Genomic DNA, 15,953 nt, shown 5'->3' with positions numbered 1-15,953 from the left:
TCACTTATGTCATTGATTTCTTCAGTTTCATCAGAAATTTTTAAAAATTGACCTACTAAAACAATCATCAATATTTTGTTAATTGGATTTATTGCCACTATTATTTTATACGTATTTCAATTTTTAAAAATTAAACAAACATACACCCCATAGAAAACAAACCTTAAAAATATTTACCAACAGAAAAAGCCAGCAAAATTGCTGGCTTTTTCTGTTTAAAATCGCTTAATTTTATCTCACCAATTTTTTATACTTAATTCGTTTCGGCATCAAATCACCACCCAAACGTTTCTTCTTATTTTCTTCGTATTCACTGAATCCGCCTTCAAAGAAATAGACTTGTGAATTGCCTTCAAAAGCTAATATGTGCGTACAGATTCTATCCAAAAACCATCTGTCGTGACTAATCACAACGGCGCAGCCAGCGAAGTTCTCCAAACCTTCTTCCAATGCTCGTAATGTATTCACATCTAAATCGTTAGTTGGCTCATCTAAAAGTAATACATTACCTTCTTCTTTTAAAGTCATTGCTAGGTGCAAACGGTTACGTTCACCACCAGACAGTAGTTTTACCTTTTTATTTTGCTCACCTCCAGAGAAATTAAACCGACTTAAATAGGCTCTGGAATTGACTTCCTTTCCACCCATCATTACCAACTCTTGTTCGTCACTAAAGTTTTGCCAAATCGTTTTTTCTGGATCAATATTAGAATGTTTTTGATCCACATAGGCAATCTTCGCCGTTTCCCCTACTTTAAATTCGCCTTTATCAGGTGTTTCCTCACCCATAATCATTCTGAATATTGTGGTTTTACCAGCTCCATTTGGACCAATAACACCTACAATTCCTGCTTGTGGAAGGTTGAAATTTAAATCATCATATAATAATTTATCTTCATATCCTTTAGCAACACCAGAAGCTTCAATAACATTAGTTCCCAATCGTGGTCCATTTGGAATATAGATTTCCAATTTTTCGTCAAGTTGTTTTTGATCTTGACTCATCAGTTTATCGTAATTCTTTAAACGTGCTTTCTGTTTGGTTTGTCGTCCTTTGGCACCTTGACGTACCCAATCTAGCTCACGTTCTAAGGTCTTTTGACGTTTAGAAGCCGTTTTACTTTCCTGAGCCATACGTTTTGATTTTTGATCTAGCCAAGACGAATAGTTGCCTTTCCAAGGAATCCCTTCACCTCTATCGAGCTCTAAAATCCAACCAGCCACATTGTCCAAGAAATATCTATCGTGTGTTACGGCAATGACAGTTCCTTTATATTGTGCTAAGTGATGCTCTAACCAATGCACCGATTCCGCATCCAAGTGATTGGTAGGCTCATCCAATAATAAAACATCTGGTTCTTGCAATAATAGACGACATAAGGCCACGCGACGACGTTCACCTCCAGAAAGTACACCAATTTTCTTATCGCCATCTGGTGTGCGTAAGGCATCCATGGCAATTTCTAATTTGGTGTCCAATTCCCAAGCATTCGCCGCATCAATTTGATCTTGCAATTCCGCTTGACGATTCATGAGCTTTTCCATTTTATCGGCGTCGCTATAGACTTCTTCTAAACCAAACTGATCATTAATACTATTATATTCATCCAAAATGGCAACGGTTTCAGCGGCACCTTCTCTCACGACTTCCATTACCGTTTTATCGTCATCCAATTGTGGTTCTTGTTCTAAATACCCAACGGTATAACCTGGTTGAAACACCACATCACCTTGATAGTTTTTATCTACTCCGGCTATTATTTTCAGTAAAGTGGATTTACCTGAACCGTTAAGACCGAGTATTCCAATCTTAGCGCCGTAAAAGAAACTTAAATATATATTCTTTAAAACTGGTGTGTTTGCACCTTGAAAGGTCTTTGTGAGACCAGACATTGCGAAAATTACTTTTTTATCGTCAGACATAATGATTTACGATTTTTGATTTACAATTTTTGATTTGAGCGTGATTGATTACTTTACTGCAACTGGGACTGAAAACTAATTTAAAAACTTCCTTTTGTTTTATTTTTACGACTTACAAAAATTAAAATACTTGCTTTGCAAAGTATCTATTTTAATTTTTATAAGCCACCCTTTGCTTGGGTTTTAAACTCTTCCTTTTAATGCATTGAAAACCCATGCAATACAAAAAAAGCCACCTCCAACGGCAGCAAATCCCCAACCTGCAACATCATCATATCGAAATGCGCCTAATGCAATTAAGCCACATCCTACAAATATCATAATCCATGTAGCCCAAGACAGTACTGTATTTTTGTTCATTGCCATATTCAATCTTAGTTTTATTAGTTAGTTAAATACAAATATCGCATTTTAAATAAAAAAAACACCACAATTTGTGATGCTTCTATTATAAAACATTTGAAATTTATAAAGTCATCATAGGAACTTCGATCAATAATAATTCGCAATCCGATTTTGATTTTATATTAAAACTTTCAGCTTCTGAAACACCAATGGCATCCCTAGTATCTAAAGTTTCACCTTCTATTTCTACTTTTCCAAAAATGCTCAAAACATAAACACCTTGATTTTCATTTGCTATAACATAATCAAAGGTATTGCCTTCTAATAAATCAATTCTTGAAATTTTTACATCTTGATGAATTTTTAAACTGTTTTCATTTTCATCTTCAAAGGAAGTCACTAAGGTTTGAAGTTTTCCCTTTCGATCTTCATCTTTAAACATCTTTTGGTCGTAACGCGGTTGAACATTTCGCTTTTGGGGAATGATCCAAATTTGAAACAAACTTAAATGTTCATCAGAAGATCCATTAATTTCAGAGTGTTGTACGCCTGTTCCTGCTGACATCACTTGAACTTCTCCAGGAACTACGGGTTGCCAATCATTATTCATATTATCGCGATGTTTTAGAACGCCTTTTAATGGAATAGTTATAATTTCCATATTTTCATGAGGATGTGTACCAAAGCCCATTTTTGGTGCAATGATATCATCATTTAGGACTCTTAACGCTCCAAAATGAACGCGTTCAGGATTATTCCAACTGGCGAAACTAAAAGAATGGTTGGCCTGCAACCATCCATGGTTAGCAAATCCTCTGCTTTCTGCTTTGTGTATTATTTTTTTCATATTAATTTTATTTTCTTAAAATCGAGAAGCTCTTGTTTATTTTATCAATACTACCTACAAGAGTTTAAAGGCCTTGCAGGTCAGTCAATCTTAACGCATTTTGTCCAAAAGATTACTCAATAGCTCTGCCTCATCTTCATTTAAATTTTTGAGCAAATCTTTATTTAGGTCTTTTGGTATTGCCTTCAATAATTCCACTCCTACTTTAGTAATTACAATCTTTACGACGCGTCGATCATTTTCAGAAGGCAAACGCTCTATTAGATTTTTAGCGCAAAGCTTATCCATTAATCGTGTTGCGTTTGGCGAACGTTCTAACATTCTATCTTTAATCGTTTGAACTTTTATTGGCTCGCCTGCCCCTTTTAAAATTCTAAGAATATTGTACTGCTGTGGTGATATTCCGAAAGGTTTAAAAAATTCGTTTTGAGCGCTTGTAATCCAGTTGGCTGTATAAATAACATTCAACAATGCCTTAACTCGATTATTCTCAAAGCTTGAATTGATATCTTTTACTAAATTTCCCATTTGTTTAGTCCTCAGTTCCCCATTGTCCTTCGCACATTTCCCCTAAGGGAAAAATTGACAGTCTTCAGTAAGCAGTTAAGATTGCTAACTTTCAATCTTAAGTCATGCGTTTTTTGTCTTAAATATTAAGTCTTTTTCTTTATACTATTGTTTTTCGTCTTTCTTCTCATTTCGCTAAGACAAAACCAGCTATACCTTGACATCATTGTACTTATCCGTTCTTGACAGTACTTTTTTGGCATATGGACAACTTGCTGATACATGTATGCCTTTTTTTCTTGCAAAAGTAACAACCGCATCAATTAATTTTTCCCCAAGACTTTGACCTCTGTAATTATCATCTATTTCAGTATGGTTAATGTCGATGATATGATCTTTTACATATACATAAGTGCTTTCCCCAACTTCTTTCCCTTCATCTAAAAGATAAAATCTATTTCTATTTGTAGTTTCTTCATGTTTTAATTCCATAATTAAAGACTGTTTTTTAATTTTTTTACTTCTTTTAATAATGCTTTATTTAATTCGTCATTTGTAAGTTTTCCTTCTGAAAAATTATCACCAAAAGATGGTAACGAAAACTGACCAACTATATGCGCATCATGACGGGGAAAACGCTCTAATGCCATTTCTAAAACCGACTGTCCGCCTCTCGCTCCAGGCGCCGTTGCCATTAACAACATAGGCTTACCTAACCAGTTTTTCTGTTCAGCCCTGGACAGCCAATCAAATAAATTCTTAAATACGGCAGCGTATGCTCCATTGTTTTCTGCTAATGAAATAATAATGCCATCTGACTTTTTCAATAGATCTAAAAATTTGGTAGCATTCTCAGGTATGCCTTCTTTCGCCTCCAAATCCTTGCTGTAGATTGGTAAATCGAAATTATTAAGATCTAAAACTGTAGCTTGAGTATTCTCAACAAGCGAAGCTGTATAAGTCGCTAACTGCTTATTAATTGAATCTGAACTATTACTGCCTGCAAAGGCTATGATTTTTTTCATATGTATTTTTTTTGAATTATAAATTTACAATTAAATAATTTATATTCCAAGGAATATAATTCCATGTATTATATTTTAACAAAACATTCACTTTCGCAACATCGATTCGTTTTGTAAATTCGTGCAAAAGAAAGACAAGTTATAATCTCAAAATATGCCCACTTTCGTGGGCCGTAAAATATGGATATCAAATTCAACCAAAACGAAGACCACAATAAACTTTTAGTCTCCGATCTTAAAAAGCGTTTCGCTCAAGTCAAATTAGGTGGTGGCGAAAAAAGTATTGAGAAACATCATGCCAAAGGTAAAATGACAGCTCGCGAGCGTATTAATTATCTTTTAGACCCAAAAGCCAAATCCATAGAAATTGGTGCTTTTGCTGGAGAAGGCATGTATGAACAATATGGTGGTTGTCCATCTGGAGGTGTTGTTGTAAAAATGGGCTACATTAAAGGTAAACAATGTATTGTCGTTGCCAATGATGCCACAGTAAAAGCTGGTGCTTGGTTTCCCATAACAGGAAAAAAGAATTTACGTGCCCAAGAGATTGCCATAGAAAACAGATTACCAATCATTTATTTAGTAGATAGTGCTGGTGTATTTCTGCCTATGCAAGACGAAATTTTCCCAGACAAAGAACATTTTGGACGTATTTTTAGAAACAATGCCGTGATGAGCAGTATGGGAATTACCCAAATTGCTGCGGTTATGGGAAGTTGTGTTGCAGGCGGCGCGTATTTGCCGATTATGAGTGACGAGGCTTTGATTGTTGACAAAACCGGAAGTATTTTCTTAGCTGGAAGCTATTTGGTAAAAGCAGCTATTGGCGAATCCATCGATAATGAAACCTTAGGAGGTGCTACGACGCATTGTGAAATCTCGGGCGTTACGGATTATAAAGCTAAGGATGATAAGGATGCATTAGACAAAATAAAATCGATAGTTGATAAAATTGGTGATTTTGACAAAGCTGGTTATAATAGAGCTGAATCTAAAAGGCCTAAAGAAAATCCGGAAGATATTTACGGCATTCTACCTAAAAGCAGAGCGGATCAATATGACATGAAGGAGATTATAAAACGTTTGGTAGATGATTCTGAATTTGACGAATACAAACAAGATTATGGTAAAACGATTATCACGGCTTATGCTAGAATTGAAGGTTGGGCAGTAGGAATCGTTGCCAACCAACGTAAATTGGTAAAGACAAAAAAAGGTGAAATGCAGTTTGGAGGTGTGATCTATAATGACTCAGCCGATAAGGCCACACGTTTCATTGCGAATTGTAACCAAAAGAAAATCCCTTTGGTCTTTCTACAAGATGTCACAGGATTTATGGTTGGTAGTAAATCGGAACACTCCGGAATCATAAAAGATGGCGCCAAAATGGTAAATGCAGTAAGCAATTCTGTGGTACCAAAATTCACCATTGTACTTGGCAATAGTTATGGCGCAGGAAACTATGCGATGTGCGGAAAAGCTTACGATCCGAGATTAATTGCGGCATGGCCGAGTGCAGAATTAGCTGTTATGAGCGGAAACTCAGCGGCAAAGGTTCTTTTACAAATTGAAACGGCTTCTCTTAAGAAGAAAGGCGAAACCATTACCAAAGAAAAAGAAGAAGAATTATACAAAAAAATAAAAGATCGATACGACGACCAAGTCTCTCCATATTATGCGGCTTCAAGAATTTGGACCGACGGTGTCATTGACCCTTTAGATACCAGAACTTGGATCAGCATGGGAATAGAAGCAGCCAACCACGCTCCCATTGAAAAGCCTTTTAATATGGGTGTTTTGCAAGTTTGATATGCCGCAACAAGAAACTAAAAAGCAGCCTCTGTATGTAATTCTATTATTGATATTAGCAGCAGAGGCTGTTTTTATTTTGCCTTTTGTTTTACAGCGTATTTTTAGAACTACGTTTTTAGAATCTTTTTCTATTACTGACACCGAAATAGGAAGTTGTTTTGCGGCTTATGGCACAGTTGCCTTGGTTTCCTATCTTTTTGGCGGACCATTGGCAGACAAATTTAAACCGCATATATTAATGTCAGTTGCGCTTATTCTAACTGCTCTCGGAGGCTTCTATCTAGCAACATATCCAAGTCTATATCAGCTACATTTACTTTATGGATTTTGGGGTTTTACCACTATTTTCCTGTTTTGGGCTGCAATGATCAAAGCCACAAGAATTTGGGGCGGCACTCATAAACAAGGTATCGCTTTTGGATTTTTAGATGGTGGTCGAGGTTTGGTCGCAGCCCTGTTTGGATCTGTTGGTGTCCTTATATTCTCAATTTTTATTACCAAAGAGGTTGAATTAACCTCAATTGCAGAACGTCGTCTAGCATTCAAAGAAGTGATAACTTACACCTCTATTGCCGTATTTTGCATTGGCATTATCGTCTTTTTCTTCTTAAAATTTACGGAAACAGAAACCATAAAATCTGAAAAACCCTCTAAATTATTGACCATAGAAAATTTTAAAATAGTTATGAAATACAGAGCCGTTTGGCTACTCATGATTATTATTCTCTGTGCTTATTACGGTTATAAAATGACGGATCTTTTTAGTAAATATGCTGAACAAGTGATGGGTTATAATAAAATCGAAGCTGCGAAAGTGGGAACATCTCTTCTGTATATAAGACCTGTTGTTGGAGTTATAATTGGTATGCTTGCTGATAGAACTAAAGCTTCCTTATGGATTGTTATTGGTTTTTTATTAATGACAATCACAAGCCTCATTTTCTATGTAGGAATTATTGATGACTCTACAACACTCTTATTTATACTATCCATTGGAACCATGGCTTTAGGTGTGTATTCAGCAAGGGTTTTATATTTCGCAACGCTTGAAGAAGCCAATATTCCATTAGCGGTTACAGGAACTGCTGTTGGCTTTATTTCAGTTGTTGGCTATACACCAGATATTTTTGCAGGACTCGTAATGGGTTATTTTTTAGATGCCAATGAAGGTGCTGTTGGGTTGCAACATGCTTTTGGTGTCATGGGTTTATTTACTTTGGCTGGATTAGTGGCATCCTTCATGCTTTATAACTATTCAAAAAATAGAGCATAAAAAAAGAGCACAAATGCGCTCTTTTTCTTTATGATATAAAAATGCTTTTAATGCGTTAAACCTTCACGCTTAGCTTTTCTTTCTGCTTTCATTTCTTTAAAACGCTCTATTGAAGATCCAAAAATCCAATAAGGAATAACGAAGGTTAAAAGGAAAATCATTAACCAAAATCCAATAGTTAATATGGTTAAAAATGCTAAAAATCCTAAATACTGATCAAATTCGAACATAATTATTGTTTCGTTTACGTTTTGTTGGCACAAAGATATAACCAAATTATAAGTTTTACAACCGACTTGCCCAGTTTTATTAACAGGTTATTAAAAATTATAGGGCTTTTATAAGCAATTCTGCTGTTGCTGGATTAGTTGCCAAGGGCACATTATGAACATCACACAATCTCATGAGCATCAAAATATCTGGTTCATGCGGATGACGATCTAATGGATCCCGAAAAAACAACACCATATCGCAACGACCTTCTGCTACTCTTGCCGCAATTTGAGCATCTCCACCTAATGGTCCAGAAAGTAAAGCATTAACCGCAAGACCAGCACTACTTACTTTCTCTCCAGTTGTACCAGTTGAAACCAGCGTAATATTTTTTTGCTGTAAAATATCACTATGTTGATTTAAAAACTGAACCATTTCAGCTTTTTTACCGTCATGCGCTATGATTGCAATTTCCATATTAAAGATTTTTAACGTGATAGTCCACTAAACCTTCAATAGGTCGTCTTACGAAATTACCCACTTTAAATCCATATTCATCAGCAACTTGTTTAATTTCCGTTTGTCCAAAATAGGCAATGGAACCTGCAAAGTGAACAGGAACACCAGAATCTAATTCTTTCTTATATTGAAGAATCATATTTTCCGTAAATAAACGTATCCCTTTAGTAATTATATTACTTATATATGCTGAATCTTTATTTATAAACATAAATTCGGCATGATCTGCCAAATACGCGCTTGGGTTGGTTTGTTTATACAAGTTATATTTTATATAATCTGCTTCAAGATTATGTTTGTGAGCAAATGCCACACTAATAGTATCTGGCATTTTATTAAAGTAATAGTCTCTAATTAATTGCTTACCAAAATAATTTCCACTGGCATCGTCCATTAATATAAAACCAAGACTTTTAACTTTTTGATGTAAATCCTTACCATCAAAATAACTACAATTAGAGCCTGTGCCCAATATACAAACTACAGCAGCTTCATCATTAGAGTCGATGCATGCTCTTACTGCAGCATATGTATCTTCCCTAACCTCAACTTCTGCCTTAACAAAATAGGTTTCTAAAATTGATTTCAACAGTAGGCTCGGTTTTTCAGTTCCACAACCTGCACCGTAAAAGTAAACATGAGTAACATCATTGGCAATCGCCATTAGTTCTTCACTTTTTCGAATTGTTTTGTTTAGTTTTTTCTCTGCAACAATAGCCGGATTTAAACCTTTGGTTCTAATTTTATCAACAGCTTGTTTACCGTTTTTATCTATGGCAATCCAGTCGCATTTTGTAGAACCTCCATCTGTAATTAAAATCATGATAATGAATATAAATAAAAATTCCGTAGCCTATGACAATGCATAATCCTACGGAATTTTCAGAATTAATACTATGTCTTAAAAGTTATTTACCTTTTCGGCCAAATCAACCAATTTGTTTGAATAACCAAATTCGTTATCGTACCAAGAAACTACTTTGAAAAATCTTGAGTTCAATTCAATGGCTGCTTCGGCATCAAAAATACTTGTACGTGCATCACTAACAAAATCTTGTGAAACTACTAAATCTTCAGTGTATCCTAAAACACCTTTCATAGCACCTTCAGAAGCTTTCTTAAATGCGGCTTTTATTTCTTCTAAAGAGGTTTCTTTTTGAGTTCTAAACGTTAAATCGACAACAGACACATCAGCAGTTGGAACTCTTAATGCCATACCTGTTAACTTTCCGTTTAACTTAGGAATCACTTTACCTACAGCTTTTGCTGCACCAGTTGAAGCCGGAATAATGTTTAAAAGCGCACTTCTACCTCCTCTATAATCTTTTTTAGATGGTCCATCTACCGTTAATTGAGTTGCAGTAGTAGCATGAACAGTTGTCATTAAACCTTCTTCCAACCCAAAATTATCATCGATAACTTTAGCAATAGGCGCTAAACAGTTTGTTGTACAAGAGGCATTGGATACGATGGTTTGATCTGCAGTTAATTCATTATCATTTACACCCATTACAAACATAGGTGCATCTTTACTAGGAGCTGAAATTACTACTTTTTTAGCGCCTCCATCAATATGATACTGAGCGGTTTCTAAAGTTGTGAAAATACCCGTACATTCTGCAACTACATCTGCACCAACTTCATCCCATTTAAGGTTTTTTGGGTCGCGCTCTGCTGTTACTCTTACGGTCTTTCCATCCACTACCAAGTGTCCGTCTTTTACTTCTACTGTTCCGTCAAATCTTCCGTGAACAGAGTCGTACTTTAATAAATACGCTAAATGCTCTACATCCAATAAATCATTAATCGCCACAACATCTACGTCGTTACGTTTTACTGTTGCTCTAAAAACGATTCTTCCTATTCTACCGAATCCGTTGATTCCTAATTTTAAATTTGCCATTACTCTATCTTTGTTTTAATTTTTATTCGTTATTAAATTGTCATTATATCCGAAACTCTTAAAAGTTCCATGTTAATTTTTGATTTTCCTTTTACAGCTTGGTCAAATGGTGTTAACTCCATAAGGTCATTTTTCATACCAACCATATAGTTACTCTTTCCTATTAACAAGCTTTCAACCGCTTTCACTCCCATTCTGCTTGCAAACACACGATCGAAACAAGAAGGTGAGCCACCACGTTGCATGTGACCAAGTACAGAAACCCGCACATCGTAACCTTCCATATTTTGATCTACATAATCTTTAAGTTCAAAAACGCTCTTTCCTATTTTATCCCCTTCGGCAACCACTACGATACTCGATGTTTTTCCAGATTTCTTGCTACGCCTCAACGATTCAACAAGCCTACCCAATCCTAAATCTTCTTCAGGAATTAAAATTTCTTCAGCGCCACCAGCTATACCAACATTCAAAGCAATATGTCCAACATCTCGTCCCATAACTTCAATAAAGAACAATCGGTTATGCGAACTTGCTGTATCCCTTATTTTATCTATGGCATCCACCACTGTATTCAAAGCTGTATCGTATCCTAAAGTATACGTAGTACCGAAAATATCATTATCTATAGTACCAGGAATTCCCATTACTGGAAATCCAAATTCTTGATTAAAAATCATAGCGCCAGTAAAACTACCGTCTCCACCGATAACCACAAAAGCATCAATTCCTGCTTTTGTCAATGCTTCGTAAGCTTTTGTTCTACCTTCCTTGGTTCTAAATTCTTTTGAACGTGCAGATTTTAAAATCGTTCCACCTTTATTAATGATACCTTTTACGCTTCGTGCATCCATTTCAACGAAATCGCCTTCTATCATCCCTTCATAACCTCTATAAATACCGTAGCATTTGATATCGTGAAAAGCGCAAGCTCTAACTACAGATCTAATTGCGGCATTCATTCCTGGCGCGTCGCCTCCAGAAGTTAAAACACCTATTTTTTTAATGGTATGTAGCATTCTCTAAATTAATTTACAGTAAAATTAAGAAACTCTACATATAAAAAAGTGACTATTATCATAAATAAACCGTCGAAATACCAATTCAAACGTTTTCGTTAATAAGTATTTTAATAACTATGGGGAATTTGAAAGGCTTAAGACTTATTTTCTGTCTTTTTTTCCTTCATAGTCATATACTCTGGCATCAAATCTTCATCATCTTTTTTCTTATTTTCTTTCGTTTTATTTGATTTTATATCTTTTCTATTTTTACCCGTAAAAATAATTTGAAGCAATTCCTTAAATGAATCGAATTCAACATTATATGATAAACCAGCGCCTTGTGTATAGCCTATTTCTTCTCCAAAATTCCGAATACTATTCTCTCTATTGAAAACTTTGGCCCTAAGTGTGCCATCTTCATTCAATAATAAATCGATTTGCACATCGCCACTTATCACGGTTTGGCTAGCACTTCCGAATGGTACACCAACCTTTCCGTTCACCAAAATTTTATCGCTTATTTTAGTTTGTAGCGTCACGCCTACCTTATTATTGGTTTGCAATTCTGGCGTATCTTGTCCCAACTCAAAATCGATACCAACATCTAAATTACCATTATTGGTCCCAAAGAGATTATTCACAATGCCTGTGAGTCGCTCTGAAATTGTTCCTGTAAAATTAACACCTCCCAAACTACTGGAAAACCCACCAGTTGCCAAAAACATCAAGGCTTGATTGTCGCGTTCGTCTTTAGAAGACAGCCTATAATCCAGCTCCGATTTTATCGTGGAACTCACGTTGGGAAATCTAAAGTTGAACTCTGGGTCTGGTTGTTCTAATTTTCCTGTTAAGTGAATTTCGACTTCAACATCGATACTTTGGTTGATCGGATTATCCAATAAAACAGAAGGGTTGGCATCAGCTGCATAAATTGCTTTTAGGTTTAATTCGGCATCCATAGGATCACCTTCCCAGACAATGCTTCCACCTTGCTCTACTTTAAATTTCTTCTCAACCACACCACCATACTTAAAATTATAGGTACCATCATAAACCACAAAATCGCCCCACATATTAAATGTTCCGTTGGTATTGATCAAGAAATTCAAACCACCTACGCCTCGTCCTTTTATAGTGCTCCCTGCTTCTTTATCTATGACTATTTCAATGACTGCATTTTGGTTGACGTTCAAGTCAAAATCCAAAACCAATCCTTTAACTTCTATTACTTGCGATATTTCCCCTTTTAATCTGGCCGCTTTTTCCTCAGGACTTAAGAAATGAATAAAAGTATTGTCACCAAAGCTTTCTGCATCATTAAGAGGAATAAAAAACTCAGTGCCTGCTTCTGTTCTTCCATCAATTACTTGAATGACTAATTGGTCAGTTGGCCCTTTTATTTCTGCTCTTCCTGAAATGAATCCTGTTCCATAATATAATTCGTCTTCGGATTCTTCAGTATTCAAGACTAAAAGTCGATCTGTTGTCAACTCTAAACCTAGTTTCCAATCCGTAAAATTATCGTGCGCAATAAAACCATTTAAATTTCCATTTGAAAAATACTTGGAATCCGTCATAGCGACATTATTGAAAATAAATTGCTGACCTCTTAGCGATACTTTAGAATCAAAATCGAAACCATAATCTACATTGAGATATGGAATGGATAATCCTGCCCTATCTAATAGCAACTCTCCATAAATAGCTGGTTTATTCAAGCTTCCTGTGACATTAGCGTAACCCGAAACCAAACCTCTGATGTTACTTATAACGCCTTCTCCCAGAGGATTTAATGGGTCTAACAAAAATTCTTCAAACGTAACATCTAAATCTATTTGTGGATTCTTTTTTGAAACATCAATCGTTCCTTTGGCGTCCAATGATTTTAAATTATCATTTATCAAAGTCACATCGACATTATAATTGGTAATGGAATTGTTGCCTTCGATATTCGCTTTAAGATTACCCAAATCGTAATCATTGACAAACAAACCACTTATTTCAACATTGGATTTCGGCAGATACACACCATTATTTTGAACCACATCTAACTTTCCATTTACAATACCTTTTAATGCCAGACTATCTATTCGTGGTGTAATTTTAACGAGTTGTACATCTTTAAAATCGACATTAAAATTCTTGTTGGTAGAATCCTGCACTTTACCAGACACCAAAATTTCCTCATCGCCTTGTGTTATTTTAATAGGAAAAATATCGAACGTATTGAATTTTCTATCAAATCGAATTTTGTTCAGCGTGTCTTTTTGTGCATTTAAAAGCCAATCGTATCCTTTAAATTTTACATCAGATTTTCTAAAGCCAACTACGGATTTATTGGACTCATCAATAGTGTAGAACAAATTCAAATTAAAATCATCTGCATTGTTTTTTCCGCCTTTAAATTGAGATTTAATTAATAATGTGTCGCGTTTGGTCACATTGATAAGGCTAAATTGTGAGGCATTGTATATGCCAGCACTTAAAGTGTCAACTTCAATATAGGTGTTGTATAAGGGATTGCTATTGTCTATACTGACATTGATATTATTGGCAAAATAATCCTTAAATTTAATTTCGGGCGAATTGAATGTGAGCTCAAACCCTTTTTCATCCGTTTCTATTCGTCCTTCAATAAAAGTGTTCTTTCCCAAAGTTAATTCCTTGAAAAAGACAGCGGCAATCTTAGAATAAATATTGAATCTGAAATCTATATACTGACCTTCATCAACCTTATTGGGTATATAATTCGTATAAATACTTCCAACGGAATTCTCAACCAAGCCCAAAATATCCTTAGTTTTAAACTGACCTGTAATTTGTCCGTTAATAATATCTGGGGAGTTTATAGCAATGGTACGTTCGTTATTTTCAAACGAAGACACGATATCAAAATCTTGAAAACTATAAGTTTCATCCTGATTTTTATAGGTTGTATTTTTAATGTTAATCGCTCCGATAGCATTATCTAAAGTTGTTCCTTTTGCAGACATAGTTACCAAACCCCTAAATTCTGAAATGCTATCTCGTGTCACAAAATTCAGTTGGCTCAAATTTGCATAACCAACATTAGCTTTAAAATCGAACTTCTTTAGGTCTTCAGAAAAATCTGCTAACCCATTAAAATCGAGTTGCAAATTAAGGTCCTCTGCTTTTACGATACCATTGAATATTTTATTCCCAAGCGTACCAGAAAGCGTTATATCTCGATACGTATAATTATTGTAGTCTAAAACAAAAACCTCTCCTTTTACATTGGTCTTTAAGTTATCTATGGTAAAACCTTTACCATCTACATCGAGATTTAGAGATGTGGATTTAACCAAAGGGTCATTGATAAGTGCTCCAATATTAAATTCATCAAAAACCACATTTCCTACATAACTGGCATTATCAATATTATCGATGTTTGTCAATAGCAAATCTGAATTTATAAACCCTAAATCCGTATCGATTTCAATATCAGCTTCAACACGTTTTGCTGTGATATAAGAGGTTCCATTTATTTTGAAATTACCAACTTTAGAAATTATACTGGGAATGGAATTCCCAAGTATTCTTGGCAATAGCGCAGTTAAATCGTTATAATTTGAAGCGAGATTTTGAAATCTTCCACGTAACGCAAAACTATCTTCTTCATTGCTAAACAAGTTTTTAAACGTGATATCTCCAATAATTCTGGTATTATTAGAGGTACTCACATTAAGATTTTTAGCTTCCAGATTATTTAAAGTTCCAGATAAATCGGCATTGAATGCTGCATGTTGGTTGGTGCCAAATTCATCAAAAAACGCATTGAGTTCTGTCAGAGAAATGTCAGAATCCCGAAAACTTGCCACCACATTTACTTTGTCTTTGAAGAACTTTAAATCTTCACGTTTATAGTTAAATCTTAAATTACCTTTTAATTCCGATAGTTCGGTTTTAATGTTAAGGTCTCCAAAATTCATGTGGTCCAAGGTGTATTCAAAATTTGCCATTAAATTTTTGACCGCAATACCTCTGCTATCCCTAAAACTCAATTTATTGATTCTACAACTTACTTCAGGACCATTAATTAAAAAATTGGTCGTATTTGCATTCAGTTCAGAAAACTCAAAGATTTTTGGGGTTTCCAAATTTTCATCTATCAATCTGAAGATTCCACCGTCTATAGAAACATCGCTTGAAGAAAACAGAAATTCACTTGGTCCCGTTCTTGGATTGTCATCATCGAACTTAGCAACGAATACGTCTAAATTAGTATCTGTTTCGCCTTTGTAAGTCTTTAAATTAAAAATGACATTTTGAAGATCAATATCACCAAAGTTAAGTTTGCCATTGATAAGATTCTGAAAACTGATAATTGAGCTATTTAACTCACTCGCACTAATCAGTGTATCTTTTTTATAATCTCTAATCAGTATATCTTTGAGTTCAATATCTCCATTGAGTTGAAGTCCAACACGACCAACATTAATGTCGGTTTTAAAATCGTCGTTAAGTCTATCTGTGACATATCTGCCTAACTTGGTCTGTACTGCAGGAATGGATAAAACCAAAAACAAAATGAAAAACAAGAGCAATATGATGCCTATTATTT

Annotated in this window: 14 protein-coding genes; 2 read left to right on the top strand and 12 right to left on the bottom strand. The window is 35.1% G+C overall.

What is annotated here, in order from left to right:
* Positions 1-231: 231 nt before the first annotated feature.
* The 6 genes from ettA to HM990_RS05630 all read right to left on the bottom strand — a co-directional run bounded on the left by ettA (position 232) and on the right by HM990_RS05630 (position 4,647).
* Complete coding sequence (ettA, locus tag HM990_RS05655) at positions 232-1,923, bottom strand: energy-dependent translational throttle protein EttA (RefSeq protein WP_178987998.1); 1,692 nt, start codon at positions 1,921-1,923, stop codon at positions 232-234.
* A gap of 183 nt (positions 1,924-2,106) precedes the next feature.
* Entirely contained in the window at positions 2,107-2,289 is a 183-nt protein-coding gene (locus HM990_RS05650; protein WP_173301102.1) for a CAL67264 family membrane protein, read from the bottom strand.
* A gap of 100 nt (positions 2,290-2,389) precedes the next feature.
* Complete coding sequence (locus HM990_RS05645; protein WP_178987997.1) at positions 2,390-3,115, bottom strand: pirin family protein; 726 nt, start codon at positions 3,113-3,115, stop codon at positions 2,390-2,392.
* A gap of 90 nt (positions 3,116-3,205) precedes the next feature.
* On the bottom strand, positions 3,206-3,643 hold the full coding sequence (locus HM990_RS05640; protein WP_178987996.1) for a MarR family winged helix-turn-helix transcriptional regulator: 438 nt from the start codon (positions 3,641-3,643) through the stop codon (positions 3,206-3,208).
* Positions 3,644-3,832: 189 nt separating this feature from the next.
* Positions 3,833-4,114: a GNAT family N-acetyltransferase gene (locus HM990_RS05635; RefSeq protein ID WP_178987995.1), complete on the bottom strand. Its 282-nt coding sequence runs from the start codon at positions 4,112-4,114 to the stop codon at positions 3,833-3,835.
* Between the two features lie 2 nt (positions 4,115-4,116).
* The gene (locus tag HM990_RS05630; RefSeq protein ID WP_178987994.1) at positions 4,117-4,647 is read right to left on the bottom strand and encodes an NADPH-dependent FMN reductase; all 531 of its coding nucleotides are present in this window, start codon (positions 4,645-4,647) and stop codon (positions 4,117-4,119) included.
* Positions 4,648-4,827: 180 nt separating this feature from the next.
* On the opposite strand from HM990_RS05630, the gene HM990_RS05625 reads away from it, so the two are divergent.
* Positions 4,828-6,456 carry an acyl-CoA carboxylase subunit beta gene (locus tag HM990_RS05625; protein ID WP_178987993.1) on the top strand — a complete coding sequence of 543 codons (1,629 nt, stop codon included), beginning with the start codon at positions 4,828-4,830 and terminating at the stop codon, positions 6,454-6,456.
* A 1-nt stretch (position 6,457) separates the two neighbouring features.
* Complete coding sequence (locus tag HM990_RS05620; RefSeq protein ID WP_178991857.1) at positions 6,458-7,732, top strand: MFS transporter; 1,275 nt, start codon at positions 6,458-6,460, stop codon at positions 7,730-7,732.
* 47 nt (positions 7,733-7,779) lie between these two features.
* On the opposite strand, the gene HM990_RS05615 is transcribed toward HM990_RS05620, so the two are convergent.
* The 6 genes from HM990_RS05615 to HM990_RS05590 all read right to left on the bottom strand — a co-directional run bounded on the left by HM990_RS05615 (position 7,780) and on the right by HM990_RS05590 (position 15,936).
* Positions 7,780-7,962 (bottom strand): hypothetical protein, encoded by a 183-nt coding sequence (locus HM990_RS05615; RefSeq protein WP_178987992.1) that lies wholly within the window; start codon positions 7,960-7,962, stop codon positions 7,780-7,782.
* A 97-nt stretch (positions 7,963-8,059) separates the two neighbouring features.
* Positions 8,060-8,422, bottom strand: a complete 363-nt coding sequence (locus HM990_RS05610) for a methylglyoxal synthase (protein ID WP_178987991.1) — start codon at positions 8,420-8,422, stop codon at positions 8,060-8,062.
* 1 nt (position 8,423) lies between these two features.
* A complete protein-coding gene (locus HM990_RS05605) occupies positions 8,424-9,287 on the bottom strand; it encodes an N-acetylglucosamine kinase (protein ID WP_178987990.1) in 864 nt (287 codons plus the stop codon).
* A gap of 78 nt (positions 9,288-9,365) precedes the next feature.
* Entirely contained in the window at positions 9,366-10,367 is a 1,002-nt protein-coding gene (gap, locus tag HM990_RS05600) for a type I glyceraldehyde-3-phosphate dehydrogenase (protein WP_178987989.1), read from the bottom strand.
* A gap of 32 nt (positions 10,368-10,399) precedes the next feature.
* Complete coding sequence (pfkA, locus tag HM990_RS05595; RefSeq protein WP_178987988.1) at positions 10,400-11,386, bottom strand: 6-phosphofructokinase; 987 nt, start codon at positions 11,384-11,386, stop codon at positions 10,400-10,402.
* A gap of 137 nt (positions 11,387-11,523) precedes the next feature.
* Positions 11,524-15,936 (bottom strand): translocation/assembly module TamB domain-containing protein, encoded by a 4,413-nt coding sequence (locus tag HM990_RS05590; RefSeq protein ID WP_229719384.1) that lies wholly within the window; start codon positions 15,934-15,936, stop codon positions 11,524-11,526.
* Positions 15,937-15,953 lie beyond the last annotated feature (17 nt).

Origin of the sequence: Winogradskyella schleiferi, from assembly GCF_013394655.1 — a bacterium.
Lineage (GTDB): Bacteria > Bacteroidota > Bacteroidia > Flavobacteriales > Flavobacteriaceae > Winogradskyella > Winogradskyella schleiferi.
The sequence above is the reverse complement of the archived record's forward strand: the minus strand, read 5'-3'. Positions and strand labels throughout refer to the sequence as shown.

Coding starts and splice junctions, on each gene's coding strand:
- HM990_RS05605 (WP_178987990.1), bottom strand. CDS start 9,287: ATGATTTTAATTACAGATGGAGGTTCTACAAAATGCGACTGGATTGCC.
- HM990_RS05625 (WP_178987993.1), top strand. CDS start 4,828: ATGGATATCAAATTCAACCAAAACGAAGACCACAATAAACTTTTAGTC.
- HM990_RS05620 (WP_178991857.1), top strand. CDS start 6,458: ATGCCGCAACAAGAAACTAAAAAGCAGCCTCTGTATGTAATTCTATTA.
- pfkA (WP_178987988.1), bottom strand. CDS start 11,386: ATGCTACATACCATTAAAAAAATAGGTGTTTTAACTTCTGGAGGCGAC.
- HM990_RS05635 (WP_178987995.1), bottom strand. CDS start 4,114: ATGGAATTAAAACATGAAGAAACTACAAATAGAAATAGATTTTATCTT.
- HM990_RS05645 (WP_178987997.1), bottom strand. CDS start 3,115: ATGAAAAAAATAATACACAAAGCAGAAAGCAGAGGATTTGCTAACCAT.
- ettA (WP_178987998.1), bottom strand. CDS start 1,923: ATGTCTGACGATAAAAAAGTAATTTTCGCAATGTCTGGTCTCACAAAG.
- HM990_RS05615 (WP_178987992.1), bottom strand. CDS start 7,962: ATGTTCGAATTTGATCAGTATTTAGGATTTTTAGCATTTTTAACCATA.
- HM990_RS05640 (WP_178987996.1), bottom strand. CDS start 3,643: ATGGGAAATTTAGTAAAAGATATCAATTCAAGCTTTGAGAATAATCGA.
- HM990_RS05630 (WP_178987994.1), bottom strand. CDS start 4,647: ATGAAAAAAATCATAGCCTTTGCAGGCAGTAATAGTTCAGATTCAATT.
- HM990_RS05650 (WP_173301102.1), bottom strand. CDS start 2,289: ATGGCAATGAACAAAAATACAGTACTGTCTTGGGCTACATGGATTATG.
- HM990_RS05610 (WP_178987991.1), bottom strand. CDS start 8,422: ATGGAAATTGCAATCATAGCGCATGACGGTAAAAAAGCTGAAATGGTT.
- gap (WP_178987989.1), bottom strand. CDS start 10,367: ATGGCAAATTTAAAATTAGGAATCAACGGATTCGGTAGAATAGGAAGA.